Source organism: Pseudomonas sp. R4-84 (assembly GCF_054130985.1).
This window is the reverse complement of the sequence record NZ_CP096390.1, coordinates 5,001,323-5,017,689: the sequence shown is the minus strand read 5'-3', so window position 1 is coordinate 5,017,689 and position 16,367 is coordinate 5,001,323. Positions and strand designations below refer to the sequence as shown.

15 protein-coding genes are annotated in these 16,367 nt (G+C 62.3%); 11 read left to right on the top strand and 4 right to left on the bottom strand.

Going from position 1 to position 16,367, the window contains the following annotated elements; genetic code table 11:
* Positions 1-11: 11 nt before the first annotated feature.
* Together M1D68_RS22790 and M1D68_RS22785 are read right to left on the bottom strand one after the other, a co-directional pair.
* Positions 12-827, bottom strand: a complete 816-nt coding sequence (locus tag M1D68_RS22790) for a rhodanese-like domain-containing protein (protein WP_420766179.1) — start codon at positions 825-827, stop codon at positions 12-14.
* A gap of 42 nt (positions 828-869) precedes the next feature.
* Entirely contained in the window at positions 870-2,408 is a 1,539-nt protein-coding gene (locus M1D68_RS22785; RefSeq protein ID WP_457968444.1) for an HDOD domain-containing protein, read from the bottom strand.
* Positions 2,409-2,574: 166 nt separating this feature from the next.
* Here M1D68_RS22785 and motA point away from each other — a divergent pair, with 166 nt between their 5' ends.
* Positions 2,575-3,426 (top strand): flagellar motor stator protein MotA, encoded by an 852-nt coding sequence (gene motA / locus M1D68_RS22780; RefSeq protein WP_198797221.1) that lies wholly within the window; start codon positions 2,575-2,577, stop codon positions 3,424-3,426.
* 162 nt (positions 3,427-3,588) lie between these two features.
* On the top strand, positions 3,589-4,647 hold the full coding sequence (gene motB, locus M1D68_RS22775; RefSeq protein ID WP_420766181.1) for a flagellar motor protein MotB: 1,059 nt from the start codon (positions 3,589-3,591) through the stop codon (positions 4,645-4,647).
* A gap of 80 nt (positions 4,648-4,727) precedes the next feature.
* On the opposite strand, the gene rsgA is transcribed toward motB, so the two are convergent.
* Positions 4,728-5,759 carry a small ribosomal subunit biogenesis GTPase RsgA gene (rsgA, locus tag M1D68_RS22770; RefSeq protein WP_053117887.1) on the bottom strand — a complete coding sequence of 344 codons (1,032 nt, stop codon included), beginning with the start codon at positions 5,757-5,759 and terminating at the stop codon, positions 4,728-4,730.
* Between the two features lie 118 nt (positions 5,760-5,877).
* On the opposite strand from rsgA, the gene orn reads away from it, so the two are divergent.
* Positions 5,878-6,420: an oligoribonuclease gene (gene orn, locus M1D68_RS22765; RefSeq protein ID WP_420766315.1), complete on the top strand. Its 543-nt coding sequence runs from the start codon at positions 5,878-5,880 to the stop codon at positions 6,418-6,420.
* A 248-nt stretch (positions 6,421-6,668) separates the two neighbouring features.
* Positions 6,669-7,280, top strand: coding sequence for a trimeric intracellular cation channel family protein (locus M1D68_RS22760; protein WP_420766182.1), 612 nt, complete (start codon positions 6,669-6,671; stop codon positions 7,278-7,280).
* Here M1D68_RS22760 and queG read toward each other — a convergent pair.
* Positions 7,262-8,341: a tRNA epoxyqueuosine(34) reductase QueG gene (gene queG, locus M1D68_RS22755; RefSeq protein ID WP_420766183.1), complete on the bottom strand. Its 1,080-nt coding sequence runs from the start codon at positions 8,339-8,341 to the stop codon at positions 7,262-7,264. The two genes, M1D68_RS22760 and queG, sit on opposite strands and share 19 nt — an antisense overlap.
* Positions 8,342-8,404: 63 nt before the next feature.
* Here queG and M1D68_RS22750 point away from each other — a divergent pair, with 63 nt between their 5' ends.
* The 7 genes from M1D68_RS22750 (at position 8,405) to hflX (ending at position 16,341) form a co-directional block, all read left to right on the top strand.
* The gene (locus M1D68_RS22750) at positions 8,405-9,904 is read left to right on the top strand and encodes an NAD(P)H-hydrate dehydratase (RefSeq protein WP_457968441.1); all 1,500 of its coding nucleotides are present in this window, start codon (positions 8,405-8,407) and stop codon (positions 9,902-9,904) included.
* On the top strand, positions 9,892-10,362 hold the full coding sequence (tsaE, locus tag M1D68_RS22745) for a tRNA (adenosine(37)-N6)-threonylcarbamoyltransferase complex ATPase subunit type 1 TsaE (protein WP_305482479.1): 471 nt from the start codon (positions 9,892-9,894) through the stop codon (positions 10,360-10,362). The genes M1D68_RS22750 and tsaE overlap by 13 nt, the downstream gene beginning before the upstream one ends.
* Positions 10,363-11,793 carry an N-acetylmuramoyl-L-alanine amidase gene (locus M1D68_RS22740; RefSeq protein WP_434560970.1) on the top strand — a complete coding sequence of 477 codons (1,431 nt, stop codon included), beginning with the start codon at positions 10,363-10,365 and terminating at the stop codon, positions 11,791-11,793.
* Entirely contained in the window at positions 11,790-13,703 is a 1,914-nt protein-coding gene (gene mutL / locus M1D68_RS22735) for a DNA mismatch repair endonuclease MutL (protein WP_457968440.1), read from the top strand. Before M1D68_RS22740 ends, mutL begins: the two co-directional genes overlap by 4 nt.
* Complete coding sequence (gene miaA, locus M1D68_RS22730; RefSeq protein ID WP_420766188.1) at positions 13,703-14,674, top strand: tRNA (adenosine(37)-N6)-dimethylallyltransferase MiaA; 972 nt, start codon at positions 13,703-13,705, stop codon at positions 14,672-14,674. Before mutL ends, miaA begins: the two co-directional genes overlap by 1 nt.
* A gap of 92 nt (positions 14,675-14,766) precedes the next feature.
* Positions 14,767-15,027 carry an RNA chaperone Hfq gene (gene hfq / locus M1D68_RS22725; RefSeq protein ID WP_003186419.1) on the top strand — a complete coding sequence of 87 codons (261 nt, stop codon included), beginning with the start codon at positions 14,767-14,769 and terminating at the stop codon, positions 15,025-15,027.
* A gap of 12 nt (positions 15,028-15,039) precedes the next feature.
* A complete protein-coding gene (gene hflX, locus M1D68_RS22720; RefSeq protein ID WP_420766189.1) occupies positions 15,040-16,341 on the top strand; it encodes a ribosome rescue GTPase HflX in 1,302 nt (433 codons plus the stop codon).
* Positions 16,342-16,367: the final 26 nt, after the last annotated feature.

Here is a 16,367-nt window from a genome sequence, read left to right as displayed (position 1 = left end):
TCCTTAAATCTTCAAAGCTCGATGGGCGTGTCGGGATGATTGCCCCATTCGCCCCATGAACCGGCATAGCCCTTGACCCGCGGATAACCGAGCGCCTTAGCCACCAGATAGGTGAAGCCAGAGCGGTGGTGGGTCTGGCAGTGGGTGATGACTTCTTTATCGGGCGTGATGCCCAGCTGTTCGAGAATCTGCGGCATGTCCTTGCGGATGCGCAGGCTGCGCGCAGGATCCATGCCGGCCGTCCATTCGAAATTGACCGCGCCGGGGATGTGTCCGCCCCGGGCCGCCACGACTTTTTCACCGGAATATTCCAGCGGGCCGCGCGCATCCCAGATCGCCAGGTCTTTCGAGCCAAGACGGCTTTGCAGGTACTCGCGAGTGGCGGTGGGTTCGTCGTGCAGCACCAGGCTGACATCGCCGGCGGCCGGCGCCGGGGTGTCGATCGACACCGGCAGGCCCTGGTCCAGCCAGGACAACAGCCCGCCGTCGAGATAGTGGTAGTTGGAGTGCCCGATCACGTCGAGCAGCCAGATAAAACGCCCGGCCCAGCCGCCGCCTTCGTCGTCATACACCACATAGACCGCGCCAGGGTTATGCCCGAGTTCGCCGAACAGCGTTTCCAGGTCGGCCTTCGCCGGCAACAGTCCCGGCGCCGGGGGCTGGCCCAGTTGCGTGCGTTTGGGATCGACGAAGCGCGCGCCAGGAATATGGCCGGTGCTGTAGCGCGCCGCGCTGGTCAGGTCCACCAGAATCAGATTGGGAGCATCGAGGCGCGGCAAGAGCTCGTTGGGCTCGATTACCAGCGGCAAGCCAGAGAAGTCAGGCATGTGAGGTCTCCTGGGGCGCAAAGGGAAAGGATTGTAGCAAGTTCAGCGGCCACGGTTGGTAAAGCTGTGCAGGGCCCTTTCGATGCATTGCACGGTTTTGCCGAAAGCCTGAACGGTCACGTCCGAGAACGGACCGCCACCCTGGTCCGCGACCACTAGCATGATCACCCGTCCATTACACGTCAGTGAGCGCAACAGCAGGTGCTCGCCTCGGAACAGGGCGCGAAGGCCCGGAGGCAGCAAGGCGGAGAACTGGGCGTTGTTCTCTGGAGTCAGGCGAACCTGGGCCTGTTGAGCCAGTAGTCGCTGCAAGACCTTGCTTTGGCTGATGGAGAAGCTCATCGCCGCCGCTTCCTTGGGCAGGCCGGCGGTCTGATGCACACGAACGCTGGTCTGGCTGCGATCGGGCATTAAAATCATCACCCGGCGCATGCCGCACGCCACCAGGGTATCTCGCGCCGAAGTGGTCAGGTGCATGGCGTTGCTGAAAGGGCTCGGTTCCACCAGCAGCGCGGCGCATTGCTTGCGCCATTGGGACAGGTCCTGGGCGCTGGGCGGGGCGGCGGGCAACAAGCCGGGATGCACGCGGCGGCTGCCCGGGGGCCAGACCAGTGCCACGGCGGGGTGCCAGAGGTCCGGCATGGTGTGCTGGCGAGCACTGTTGGCGGCTTGTTGGTGCAGTTGCTGCTGAAGTTCGTCCATCTGCATCTGCAGATACAGGCTGGTGAGGTATTGCCAGCGAGCGCTGTGCGGGCTTTCCCAGGCCTCTTGCGCCGACAGTGCCAGACCATTGGCCAGCAGCACTGTATTGGCGGGTTGATTGAGCCAGCGCCGCAGCGTCGGGTCGTCGTCCAGGCGATTCTGCTGGCGTAGCGGATGTTCGCTGTCGCGGGCGATGCGCAGCACTTTCATCAGTTCGCGGCGTTCATTCAGCAGCAGGCGATAGCCTTGCGCCACCCAGATGGGCAGGCGCCACGCCTCCACCAGCGCGAGGCAGATGTTCAGCAGGCTGACGCCGAACAGTTCGCGCTCGACCTGTCTGGCCGGCTGGCGTTTATGGACGACCCGCAGCTCCCATTCCGCCAGCAGGCGTGGATGGGTCAGGGCCAAGGGCCAGAGCGGCGACAGGAACAACAGGCTGCCCCAGTGGATGTCCTGCCACAGCCGCGCCAGGCGGCTGGCGAAAAAACCATTGGCCTGTTGTGTGGCGTGCTGGCTGATCAATTGCAACTGGCGCAGGGCGACCGGTATCTGGTGCGCCGGTAGCGAAGGCAGGCGCGCGAGCAATTCCTCGGTGCGCTTGAGGCCGAGGCGGTTGATCGCCACTTCGAGGTTTTCAGCCGGCTCCGCCAGGCTGCCGTGGGTGTGATGGTTGGCTTCGCGGATGACGCTCAGGGCCAGCGCGGGGCTGTCCTGCATCAATTCGGCGATGTCGCGCAACGAGCGGCGGCTGTCGGAAATGGCCTTGCAGACCAGGTCATGACTGGCCTGGGGCACCGGCAAATGGACGCCTTCGAGCAGCTTTACCCAGCCTTCGATCGTGGTCGGTCTTGGAGTTGGAACGTTCGTTTCGTTAGCCATGGTTGGACGTGATCTTCGCATGAGGTATCTACGCCCGGAACGGGGCAAATTGGCTTTTCGCCGGAACTGGCTATAGTCTGGCGCAGTTTTGCCGATAAGTAGAAGAAGAGATTTTTCAGCTTCCGAATATGACCTTGAACCCGACTTAAATAAGTACTTTCTACCTATGGCTAAAATTATCGGCATCATTGTCGTGTTCGCGAGCGTGCTCGGCGGATACGTGCTTTCCCATGGCAAGATCGCTGCGCTGATCCAACCGTTCGAGGTGATGATCATCGGCGGTGCGGCTCTTGGCGCATTCCTCCAGGCGAACCCTGGCTATATGACCATGCATGTGCTCAAGAAATCCTTGAGCATGTTCGGCTCGCGCTTCAGCCATACCTTCTATCTTGAGGTGCTGGGGCTGGTCTACGAGATCCTCAACAAGAGTCGCCGCGAAGGCATGATGGCGATCGAGGGCGACATCGAAGACGCCGCCGCCAGCCCGATCTTCGCCAAGTACCCTTCGGTGCTGAAAGACGAGCGCATGACCGCGTTCATCTGCGATTACCTGCGCATCATGTCGTCCGGCAACATGGCGCCCCATGAGCTGGAAGGCTTGTTCGACATGGAGCTGTACAGCCTCAAGGAAGACCTGGAGCACCCATCCCACGCAGTCAACGGCATCGCCGACGGCATGCCCGGCTTCGGTATCGTTGCGGCGGTATTGGGTATCGTGGTGACCATGGCGTCCCTGGGTGAAGGCGACCAGGCTTCCATCGGCCTGCACGTGGGTGCGGCACTGGTGGGTACCTTCTTCGGTATTTTGGCCGCGTACGGTTTCTTCGGCCCGCTGGCCCACTCCCTGGCCCATGACGCCAAGGAAGAACTCAATGTCTATGAAGCCATCAAGGCTTCCCTGGTGGCCTCGGCCTCGGGCATGCCACCGTCCCTGGCGGTGGAGTTCGGCCGCAAGGTCCTGTATCCGGCGCACCGTCCAAGCTTTGCCGAGCTGGAACAAGCGGTTCGCGGTCGATAGTGCTCTGCTTTGCAGATACGTTCCTTTTTTGGCGAGTGACTGTTGCTGCCAGACAAGGCGCCGCGACGAGTCATAGCCCGCTATGGCGAGGAGCGGCAACACAGTATGGCAGCAACAGGCACCGTCAAAATGGAACAGTATTTGTGAAGCAGAGCACTCGTTATGGAGAATAACCAACCGATCATCGTCAAGCGCGTCAAGCGCATAGCTGGCGGGCATCACGGCGGCGCCTGGAAAATCGCTTTCGCTGACTTTGCCACGGCGATGATGGCGTTCTTCCTGGTGCTGTGGCTGCTGTCCACGGCGACGCCGGAACAGAAGATCGCGATCGCCGGTTACTTCAAGGACCCGGTGGGTTTTTCCGAGAGCGGCACGCCGTACATCATCGATCTGGGCGGCTCGCCTGTCCTGGCACCGGAAAATACCCTCAACCCCGAGGTCAAATCCCAGCCCCAGCCCGACAAGGCGACCGTCGACGCCAATGAGGCCGAGGGCATGGCCGAGCAGGTCGAGCGCGAGCGCCTGGAATTGCTCCTGCAAGAGTTGCAGAACAAGGTCGAAGAAAATCCCGAATTGCAGAAGTTCAAGGACCAGATCCTGTTCGAGATCACGCCGAACGGCCTGCGCATCCAGATCATGGACGCCGATAACCGGCCGATGTTCGACTCTGGCAGCGCGCGGCTCAAGCCGTATTTCGAAGACATCCTGCTGGCCATGGCCGACACCATCAAGGCGGTGCCGAACAAGATCAGTATCAGCGGCCATACCGATGCCAAGCCGTACGTGGGCAAAGGCGATTTCGGTAACTGGGAACTCTCGGCCAACCGCGCCAACGCGGCACGTCGCGCCCTGGTGGCGGGCAGCTATCCGGATGAGCAAGTGGCGCGGGTGGTCGGTTATGCGTCTTCGGCACTGTTCGATCGCCAAGACCCTTTCAATCCGGTCAACCGGCGTATCGATATCGTGGTGTTGACCAAGAAGGCCCAAAAAGCCATCGAGGGTTCACAAGCAGACGATTCGGTGCCCGATTCGGTGCCCGGTTCGGCCCAAGGCGAGGGCGCGCCAGGTGAAGTGTCGGTGCCACCGGCCGCGCCAGGTGCAGCGGTCGATCCGAACGCCTTGCCGGCGGACCAGCAGCCGGTGCCGGCCCACGAGTTGCGCGAACGCCTGAACCTGTTCGACGACGCCGCACCGAAACCGGCCGAGCCGCCGGCGCAGTGATCCACAAAAAAGCCGACATCATTGTCGGCTTTTTTGTGGGTATCGGTTTACTTGAGACTCGTCACCATAGTGATCAGCTGTCAGTAACTGCTCTCCGGCAGGCTGGCAATGATCGAGCGGTAACTGTTCATTCGTTGCTGGTGCACGCGGCCTTCTTCCAGTGCCTTGAGCAAGGCGCACCCGGGTTCGCGATCATGCTTGCAGTCGCGGAAGCGGCAGGTGCCGATCAGCTCGTTGAATTCGATGAAGCCGGCTTCGACATCCGCCCGGCTGACGTGGCCCAGGCCGAATTCGCGGATGCCCGGCGAGTCGATCAGTTCGCCGCCGCCGGGAAAGTGGAACAGCCGCGCGGTGGTTGTGGTGTGCGTGCCCTGGCCGGACAGCTCGGACAACGGCCCGACGCGGGTCTCGACCTCCGGCAGCAGGCTGTTGACCAACGAAGACTTGCCGACGCCGGACTGGCCGACGAACACGCTGATGCGTCCGTCCAGTTGCCGCTGCAATTGTTCCATGCCGTTGCCGTGATGGGCCGAGACCTCCAACACTGGGTAACCCAGGTCCCGATAGACCGACAGCAGTGCGTTCAGCGCCGGGGCGTTGTGCTCATCGATCAGGTCGAACTTGTTGAGCAGCAGCAGCGGACGGATGCCGGCGTGTTCGGCCGCTACCAGGTAACGGTCGATCAGGTTGGCGTGGGGCTCGGGCAACGGAGCGAACACGATGACGATCATGTCGACGTTGGCGGCCACTGGCTTGAGTTGGCCCCGGCTGTCGGGACGGCACAGCTCGGTGTGCCGGGGCAGTTGCGCGACGATCACGCCGATGCCCTGGTTGCCGGCACGCCAGACCACTTGGTCGCCGGTCACCAGCGCTGGCAGGTTGGCGCGCAGGTGGCAGCGGAACACCTGGCCGGCCAGTTCGCCTTCCTGGGCCTCGACCTCGACCTGCACACCGAAGTGAGCGATCACCAGGCCGGTCTGCTCGGGGCCCAGGTCGCCGCCTTCCAAGGCTTCGACAGCGCTGGATTCGCGCTTGGCGGCACGGGCGGCACGCTCGCCCTGGATCTTTTCGATGCGCCAGTTCTGACGACGATTGAGTTGGCGTTTGGCCATGGGTGTTCCGTATGAAGAAATACATCGATTGGTTTAAAACGGCGGCGAGTTTAGCACGCCCAAGGGGCTGCCTAAGCTAAACTGCGCAGCTAAGCCGAGGAGCTCCCCCATGCAAAACCTGCAAAACCCGCAGAACCTGATCTGGATCGACCTGGAAATGACCGGTCTGAACCCTGACACCGACGTCATCATCGAAATGGCCACCATCGTCACCGACAGCGATCTCAATACCTTGGCCGAAGGGCCGGTGATCGCGATCCATCACAGTGACGAGATCCTGGCCGGCATGGACGAGTGGAACACCCGCCAACACGGCGGCTCGGGCCTGACCCAACGGGTGCGCGAGAGCAAGATCAGCATGGCCGAGGCTGAAGCCCAGACCATCGCTTTCCTCGAGCAATGGGTGCCGAGGGGCAAGTCGCCGATCTGCGGCAACAGCATCTGCCAGGACCGTCGCTTCCTGTACACCCACATGAAATCCCTGGAAAGCTATTTCCATTACCGCAACCTTGACGTCTCCACGCTCAAGGAACTAGCCGCTCGCTGGGCTCCCGAAGTGCGCGACAGTTTCCAGAAAGGCAGTACGCACCTGGCCCTGGACGACATCCGCGAATCCATCGCCGAGCTGAAGCATTACCGCAAGCACTTCATAAAGTTCTGAGCCAACCCCAAGCGATTGGCGGGCAAGCTTTTGTGGCGAGGGGATTTATCCCCGTTGGGCTGCGGAGCAGCCCCTTGACCTGATGTATGGTTGTGTCAGGCCGGTCGGTGTTGGTTGTATTTGGGGCTGCTTTGCAGCCCAGCGGGGATAAATCCCCTCGCCACGCTCCGGCAGCCGGAGGATCTTGCCCTCTTTTGGTGCCCGCCCAAACTGGCTAGACTGCGCGCCTTCCCGCAAGGACCGCCACCATGTTGCTGATGCTGTATCTGATCGCCATTACCGCCGAAGCCATGACCGGCGCGCTATCCGCCGGGCGGCGTGGCATGGACTGGTTTGGTGTGGTGCTGATCGCCTGCATCACGGCGCTGGGTGGTGGCTCGGTGCGCGACGTGTTGCTCGGTCACTACCCGCTCACATGGGTCAAGCATCCGGAATACCTGGTGCTCACCACCGCGGCTGCGATGCTCACGGTGTTCCTGGCGCGCTGGATGCGTCACCTGCGCTCGCTATTTTTGGTGCTCGATGCCGTGGGGTTGGTGGCATTTACGCTGATTGGCTGCATGACTGCGCTGGAAATGGGCCATGGCATGTTGGTCGCCTCGGTGAGCGGCGTGATCACGGGGGTATTTGGCGGCATCCTGCGGGATATCTTCTGTAACGATATTCCGCTGATCTTCCGTCGCGAGCTCTACGCCAGCGTCTCGTTTGCCGCCGCATGGTGCTATTTGTTATGCGTCTACCTGCAATTGCCCAGCGAGCAGTCGATCCTCATCACATTGTTTGGCGGTTTTCTGCTGCGGCTCCTGGCGATTCGTTTTCACTGGGAAATGCCTAAATTCGTCTACAACGACGAAGTCTGACGCGTGGCGTGCTGGCGCAGCGCCCATTCCACGTGTTCGCGCACCAGTTCCGACGGATAATCGCGCCGCGCCTCCAGCGCTTGCAGCACGGGAATCGTTGACGGCGCGTTGCCCAGGCCCACCGCCAGATTGCGCAGCCAACGTTCGTACCCAGCACGGCGCAACGGTGAACCTTCGGTACTGCTGAGGAATTTTTCCTCGTCCCACATGAACAGCTCCGCCAGCCCGGCGTTGTCCAGGTTGTGCCGTGGCTTGAAGTCGCTTTCGCCGGATGGCCGGGCGAAGCGGTTCCATGGACAAACGATCTGGCAGTCATCGCAACCGAACACCCGGTTGCCGATCAAGGGCCGCAGATCCTCCGGAATGGCGTTCTTCAACTCGATAGTGAGGTATGAAATGCACCGTCGGGCATCCAGTACATAAGGGCCGACGAAGGCATTGGTCGGACAGATGTCCAGGCAAGCGGTGCATTTCCCACAATGCTCGGTGCCGTGGGGCGGGTCCACCGGTAAAGGCAGGTCGACAAAAAGCTCGCTCAGGAAAAAATAACTGCCGGCCTTGCGGTTCAGGACCAGGGTGTTCTTGCCGATCCAACCCAGGCCGGCCTGTTCGGCAATGGCTTTTTCCAGCACCGGCGCGCTGTCGACGAAGGCGCGATAGCCGAAGGGGCCGATGGCCTCTTGGATTTTTTCCGCCAGTTGCTGCACGCGCTTACGGATCAATTTGTGGTAATCGCGGCCCAACGCATAACGCGAAACGTAGGCTTTTTCCGGTTCGCCAAGTAATTGGGCCATTTGGGTGTCGCCCGCCAGGTAATCCATGCGTAGCGACACCACCCGCAGCGTGCCGGGCACCAGTTCTTCTGGGTGCGAGCGTTTGCTGCCATGGGCGCCCATGTAGTCCATTTCGCCGTGGTAGCCGGCCTCGAGCCAGCGTTGCAGATGTTGTTCATGCTCGGCCAGATCCAGGCCGCTGATGCCGACCTGCTGGAAGCCCAGCTCGCGACCCCATTCCTTGATGGATTGGGCGAGGGTGGCAAGGTCTGTGGGAATGGCAGGCATGAGGCGAGAGAAACCGGAGCTGAGATGCGTATAATTCTGCCAGACATCGGAGCCCGAAGACGCATGCCGCAGACTAAAGATGATTTTCCCGACGCGCTGTACAGCGCCGCGCAGGTCCGGGCCTTGGATGCACAGCTGATCGCGGCAGGCACCAGCGGCTTCGAACTGATGCAGCGTGCCGCCCGCGCCACGTGGCGAGCAATCGTGCGACGTTGGCCGCAAAGCACTGAATTGACCGTGCTGGCCGGGCATGGCAACAACGCCGGCGATGGCTACCTGGTCGCTGCCCTGGCTCGCCGAGCCGGTTGGTCGGTACGGGTCCTGGCCGTGGGCGAGCCCCGGCGCCTGTTGGGTGATGCCGCCAATGCCCATGCAGAGGCCGTGGCCGTGGGTGTGCCGGTGGAGCCTTGGTCGGACGATAGCGAGCTGCGGGGAGTGCTGCTCGACGCGCTGCTCGGCACCGGGACCACCGGCGAAGTGCGCGAGCCTTATATCCGGGCGATCGATACGATCAATGTCAGCGGTTTGCCGGTCGCGGCGGTGGATATACCGTCGGGGCTGTGTGCGGACACCGGCCGAGTGCTCGGGACCGCCGTGGCGGCTGACCTGACCGTGACGTTCATCGGCTTGAAGCTTGGCTTGTTCACCGGAGATGCGGCGGATCGAGTCGGTGAGTTGGTGTTCAACGACCTGCACGCCGACCCTGACATTGTTGAGTCGGCGCCTTCCAGTGCCCGCCTGCTCCTGCCTGTTAATCTGCCGCGCCTGACGCCTCGCCCGCCCACGTCCCACAAAGGCAAGTTCGGTCACGTGCTGTTGATCGGCGGCGACCGGGGTTTCGGCGGCGCGATCCAGATGAGCGCCGAAAGTGCGCTGCGCTGCGGCGCGGGCATGGTTTCGATGGCCACCCGCAGCGAGCACGTCGCCTCGGCGCTGGTCCGTTTGCCTGAGGTGATGGTGCAGGGCACTCATTCGGCCAATCAATTGATGGGCTTGCTCAAGCAGGCCAACGTCCTGGTGGTCGGCCCGGGCTTGGGCCAGGCTGCCTGGGGACGCAGCCTGCTGTCGGCGGCGGCCAATGCTGCGCTGCCCCAGGTGTGGGACGCCGATGCCCTGAATCTGTTGAGCCTTGGCGCGGTCAGCCTGCCCGAACATTGCGTCATTACCCCGCATCCGGGCGAGGCGGCGCGATTGCTGGGGATATCCACGGCTCAGGTGCAGGCCGACCGCTCGGCGGCGGCCCACGCGTTGAGCCAGAAATACACAGCTACCGTGATCCTCAAGGGGGCCGGCAGCTTGATCGCCAGCCCGGACGGCCGCCTGGCGGTTTGTACCCAAGGCCACCCGGCCATGGGCACCGCCGGCCTGGGGGATGTGCTCGCCGGGGTCGTCGGCGCGTTGCTGGCCCAGGGGCTGGAAGCGTTCGAGGCCGCATGCCTGGCGGTCTGGCTGCATGCCAGCGCGGGCGTCCAGTGCGGTCGCTCGGGCCGGGGATTGGCGGCGACCGATCTGATCCCGGCCATTCGTCAGTTGTTGGAGGAGCATTCACCGTGTCTGAAGTAACCCTGTACGTGGCGGACGAACAAGCCATGACACAATTTGGCGCGCGTATCGCGCAAATCACCGCAGGGCATGGCTTGATCTTTCTCGAGGGCGACCTCGGCGCGGGAAAAACCACCTTGTCCCGTGGCATCATCCGTGGTCTCGGGCACGTCGGCTCAGTCAAGAGCCCTACTTTCACCCTGGTCGAGCCCTACGAGATCGGCGACATCCGAGCGTTTCATTTCGATCTGTATCGGCTGGTCGATCCCGAAGAGCTGGAGTTCCTCGGCATCCGTGATTACTTCGAAGATGACGCCTTGTGCCTGATCGAATGGCCCCAGAAAGGTGCAGGCTTTTTGCCAAAGCCGGACCTGACCATTACCATTGGCGCGCAGAATGGCGGGCGTTCGCTGAAACTGACACCGCAAGGCTCGCGTGGCGAGTCGTGGTGTGCCGCCTTGGCTTTGGAAACTAATTAAATGATGGGGTTTGGTATGCGCTTTCGCGCGGTGGTTGCTGTCGTAGGACTGTTGCTTACGGCACTGGCCGTCGATGCTGTGGCTGAGACAAAGGTCAACAGCGTTCGCCTCTGGCGGGCGCCGGACAATACCCGGCTGGTGTTCGACCTGACAGGCCCGGTGCAGCACAGCGTATTCACCCTGACCGCCCCGGATCGCCTGGTGATCGACATCAATGGCGCGTCCTTGGGCGCGCCGCTGAACGTGCCCACCGCCAACACTCCGATTACCGCCATGCGCTCGGCCCAGCGTACGCCGACCGACCTGCGGGTGGTCGTCGACCTGAAACAAGCGGTGACCCCGAAGAGCTTCACCCTGGCGCCCAACGCCCAGTACGGCAACCGGCTGGTGGTGGACCTGTTCGATAACCCGGCCGATGCCGCGCCGACACCGCCGCCGCCGACCAAAGTCGCCACGGTGCCCGCCGTGCCGGTCACGCCCACTGAACCCGCGATCAAGCTGCCACCGGCCCCGGCCGGCAAACGCGACATCATTGTGGTCATCGACGCCGGCCACGGTGGCGAAGACCCTGGCGCCTCGGGTTCGCGCGGGCAGCGTGAGAAGGACGTGGTGCTGTCCATCGCCCGCGAACTGCAACGCCAGGTCAACGGCATGAAAGGCTTCCGCGCCGAACTGACCCGCACGGGCGACTATTTCATTCCCCTGCGCGGACGCACGGAAATCGCCCGCAAGAAGGGCGCGGACCTGTTCGTCTCGATCCATGCCGACGCCGCACCCTCCAAGGCTGCATTTGGCGCCTCGGTATTTGCCTTGTCCGACCGTGGTGCCACTTCCGAGACCGCCCGCTGGCTGGCCGACAGTGAAAACCGTTCCGACCTGATCGGCGGTGCTGGCAACGTCAGCCTCGACGACAAGGACCGGATGCTCGCCGGTGTGTTGCTGGACTTGTCGATGACCGCCTCGTTGACCTCCAGCCTGAACGTCGGCCAAAAAGTGCTGAGCAACATCGGCCGCGTCACGCCATTGCACAAGCAGCGGGTCGAGCAGGCCGGGTTCATGGTGCTCAAGTCGCCGGACATCCCGTCGATCCTGGTGGAAACCGGGTTCATTTCCAACGCCAACGAAGCCTCTAAGCTGTCGTCGTCAAGCCACCAGCAGGCCTTGGCCCGATCCATCAGCAGTGGCGTGCGGCAGTTCTTCCAGCAGAATCCACCGCCCGGCACCTACATCGCCTGGCTGCGCGATTCGGGCAAGATCGCCCAGGGCCCGCGCGACCATCGAGTCAACCCGGGCGAAACCCTAGCGATGATCGCCGTGCGCTACCAGGTGTCGCCCGCGACCTTGCGCAGCGCCAACAATCTGCAAAGTGACGAGCTGAAGATCGGGCAGACCCTGACCATTCCTGGCAACGAAGTGGCGGCCAAGCAATGAGCGATGACGTGATCGACAGCACCGCCCGCATCGAACTGCTCAGCCCTCGGCTGGCGAACCAGATCGCCGCCGGCGAAGTGGTCGAGCGCCCCGCGTCGGTCATCAAGGAGCTGCTGGAAAACAGTCTCGACTCCGGGGCCAAGCGCATTGACGTCGATGTCGAGCAGGGCGGGGTCAAGCTGTTGCGGGTGCGCGACGACGGTCGCGGCATTCCCGCCGATGACCTGCCGCTGGCCCTGGCGCGTCACGCGACCAGCAAGATTCGTGACCTGGAAGACCTCGAACGGGTCATGAGCCTGGGGTTTCGTGGAGAGGCGCTGGCGTCCATCAGTTCGGTGTCGCGCCTGACGCTCACGTCCCGCACCCGAAACGCCGATCAGGCCTGGCAGGTCGAGACCGAAGGCCGCGACATGGCTTCCCATGTGCAACCCGCCGCTCATCCGGTGGGCACGTCGGTTGAAGTACGGGACTTGTTCTTCAATACTCCGGCCCGGCGCAAGTTCCTCAAGGCCGAGAAAACCGAATTCGATCATTTGCAGGAAGTCATCAAGCGCCTGGCCCTGGCACGTTTTGACGTGGCGTTTCACCTGCGCCACAACGGCAAGACCATCCTCAGCCTGCACGAGGCCAACGATGATGCGGCTCGCGCCCGGCGTGTGGGCGCGGTGTGTGGCGCGGGTTTTCTGGAGCAGGCCTTGCCCATCGAGGTGGAGCGCAATGGCTTGCACCTGTGGGGTTGGGTCGGCTTGCCAACGTTTTCCCGCAGCCAGGCGGACCTGCAATATTTCTACGTGAACGGCCGTGCGGTGCGCGACAAATTGGTGGCCCATGCGGTGCGCCAGGCCTACCGCGATGTGCTGTTCAATGGTCGGCATCCCACCTTCGTGCTGTTCTTCGAAGTCGACCCATCGGTGGTGGACGTCAACGTCCACCCGACCAAGCACGAAGTGCGTTTCCGTGATGGACGCATGGTCCACGATTTCCTCTATGGCACGTTGCATCGAGCCCTGGGCGATGTTCGGCCGGAAGATCAGTTGGCGGCCCCGGCGGCCGTGGCCGGCATGGTCCGGCCGACCGGGCTGGAGGCAGGCGAGTTTGGCCCCCAGGGGGAAATGCGCCTGGCGGCCCATGCCCTGCTGGAGCAACCCCAGCCCCAACCAGCCTACGCCACAGGCGGAAGCGGCGCTGGCAGCGGTTATCAGTATCAATACACGCCGCGCCCACAATCCAATGTGCCGGCAGCCGAGGCCCAGGCCGCGTATCGCGAGTTCTTCAAGCCTCTGCCTGAAACCGCTGCGGCGACATTGCCCGACGGTCAGGGAGATATACCGCCGTTGGGTTATGCCCTGGCCCAGCTAAAAGGCATCTACATCCTTTCCGAAAACGCCCAGGGCCTGGTCCTGGTGGATATGCACGCCGCTCACGAGCGGATCATGTACGAGCGATTGAAGATCGCCATGGCCAGCGAAGGCTTGAGCGGCCAACCGTTGTTGGTTCCCGAATCCCTGGCCGTCAGCCAGCGCGAAGCCGATTGCGCTGAAGAGCACATGAGCTGGTTCCAGCGCCTGGGCTTCGAGCTACAGCGCCTGGGCCCGGAAACCCTGGCGATCCGGCAGATCCCGGCCTTGTTGAAACAGGCCGAGGCCAATCGCCTGGTCAGCGACGTGCTGGCGGACCTGATGGAATATGGCACCAGCGACCGGATCCAGGCGCACTTGAACGAATTGCTCGGCACCATGGCCTGCCACGGCGCGATCCGCGCCAACCGGCGCCTGGCCTTGCCGGAAATGAACGGCCTGTTGCGGGACATGGAAAACACCGAACGCAGCGGTCAATGCAACCATGGCCGGCCGACCTGGACCCAACTGGGCCTGGACGACCTGGACAAACTGTTCCTGCGCGGTCGTTGATGAGCCAGTTGCCACCCGCGATTTTCCTGATGGGGCCGACGGCCGCCGGCAAGACCGACCTGGCCATCGAACTGACCAAGGTCTTGCCCTGCGAGTTGATCAGCGTCGATTCGGCGCTGGTCTACCGGGGCATGGACATCGGCACCGCCAAACCGTCGAAAGCGTTGCTGGCTGAATATCCCCATCGGCTGATCGACATCCTCGACCCGGCCGAAGCCTATTCGGCGGCTGATTTTCGGCGTGATGCGCTCCAGGCCATGGCCGAGATCACTGCGCGAGGCAAGATTCCGCTGCTGGTGGGCGGTACGATGCTGTACTACAAAGCCCTGGTCGATGGCCTGGCGGACATGCCGGCGGCCGATCCCGAGGTGCGCGCGCAGATCGAAGAAGAGGCTGCGCGCCTTGGCTGGCAAGCGCTTCACGAACAATTGGCGGTGATCGATCCTGAATCGGCGGCGCGCATTCACCCCAACGACCCGCAGCGGCTCAGCCGGGCCCTGGAGGTTTATCGGGTGAGCGGCCAGAGCATGACGGCCCTGCGGCAGCGACAATCTGCGCAAAGTACTGAAGCAGCCGCTTCGGGACTGCAACAATTGCCCTATACTGTCGCGAATCTGGCCATCGCTCCGGCGAACCGGCAAGTGCTGCATCGGCGAATTGAACAAAGATTCACATTAATGTTGGAACAGGGATTCATAGACGAGGTCGTAGCCCTGCGTGAGCGAAGTGACCTGCATGCCGGGTTGCCGTCTATACGTGCGGTGGGTTATCGACAAGTCTGGGACTACCTGGACGGCAAGCTGACGTCAGCCGAGATGCGCGAGCGTGGAATCATTGCCACGCGCCAATTGGCGAAACGCCAGTTCACCTGGCTGCGCAGCTGGACTGACTTGCATTGGCTTGACAGCCTCGATTGCGACAATCTGCCACGCGCCTTGAAATACCTCGGGACCATCTCCATATTGAGCTGAGTCCTTGCAATTGCCGTCTATCCTTGGGGGTGTGACGGCCCAAGCCATCTGAATTCCGATTTTTATAATTGATCCTTAAAGGAGTGCGGCACATGTCAAAAGGGCATTCGCTACAAGACCCTTACTTGAACACTTTACGTAAAGAGAAAGTTGGGGTGTCCATCTATCTGGTCAACGGGATCAAACTGCAAGGCACGATCGAGTCGTTCGACCAGTTCGTCATCCTGCTGAAGAACACCGTCAGCCAGATGGTCTACAAACACGCTATCTCGACAGTGGTGCCGGTTCGTCCGATTCGTCTGCCTAGCGCAACCGAATCCGAAGGCGGTGACGCTGAGCCGGGTAACGCTTGATAGGAGCCTCCTTTGTTCTTTGAGCGCCACGGTGGTGGTGAGCGGACCATTCTCGTTCACTTGGAAGGACAGGACCCTGAGGCGCGCGAAGATCCGCAGGAGTTTCAGGAATTGGCAATTTCGGCCGGCGCCGAGACCGTCGCGTTTTTCAACGTGCCGCGTCATCGGCCAACCGCCAAATTCCTGATCGGCAGTGGCAAGGTCGAGGAGTTGCGCGACCTGGTCAAAGCCGAGCACATCGATCTGGTGATTTTCAATCACATCCTCACGCCCAGTCAGGAACGCAACCTCGAACGTGTCTTCGAGTGCCGCGTGATCGACCGCACCGGGCTGATTCTCGATATCTTCGCCCAACGCGCGCGTACCCATGAAGGCAAGCTCCAGGTCGAACTGGCCCAGCTTGAGCACATGAGCACGCGGCTGGTCCGCGGCTGGACTCACCTTGAGCGCCAGAAAGGCGGTATCGGCCTGCGGGGCCCGGGTGAAACCCAGCTGGAAACCGACCGGCGCCTGCTGCGGGTTCGCCTGCGCCAGATCAAAGGGCGGCTGGAGAAAGTCCGCAGCCAGCGCGAGCAATCGCGGCGCGGCCGCAAGCGGGCCGACATCCCGACGGTTTCACTGGTGGGTTATACCAACGCCGGCAAATCAACCCTGTTCAACAACGTCACCCAATCCGATGTCTATGCCGCCGACCAGTTGTTCGCCACGCTCGACCCGACCTTGCGTCGGCTCGACCTGAGCGACCTCGGGCCCATCGTGCTGGCCGATACCGTGGGTTTCATCCGGCATTTGCCGCATAAGCTGGTCGAGGCTTTCCGGGCTACGCTCGAAGAGTCGAGCAACTCCGACCTGCTGCTGCACGTGATCGATGCCGCCGAACCGGACCGGATGCTGCAGATCGAACAGGTCATGGTGGTGCTGGGAGAGATCGGGGCCCAGGACTTGCCGATCCTCGAGGTATACAACAAACTCGATTTGCTCGAAGGCGTGGAGCCGCAGATCCAGCGCGATGCTGACGGAAAGCCGCAGCGGGTCTGGCTTTCGGCCCGTGATGGCAGTGGCCTGGACCTGCTCAAGCAGGCCGTGGCGGAACTGCTGGGCGATGACCTGTTTGTGGGCACCTTGAAGCTGCCGCAGCGTTTTGCCCGGCTGCGTGCGCAGTTTTTCGAGTTAGGGGCGGTGCAGAAAGAAGAACACGACGAAGAAGGCATCTGCCTGCTGGCCGTTCGCCTGCCTCGGTCGGAACTGAACCGGCTGGTCAGTCGAGAAGGGCTCCAGCCGATGGAATTCATCGAGCAACACACTTTGCAATAAAAGCCTGAGAAAGCTGTGTCAGGCAT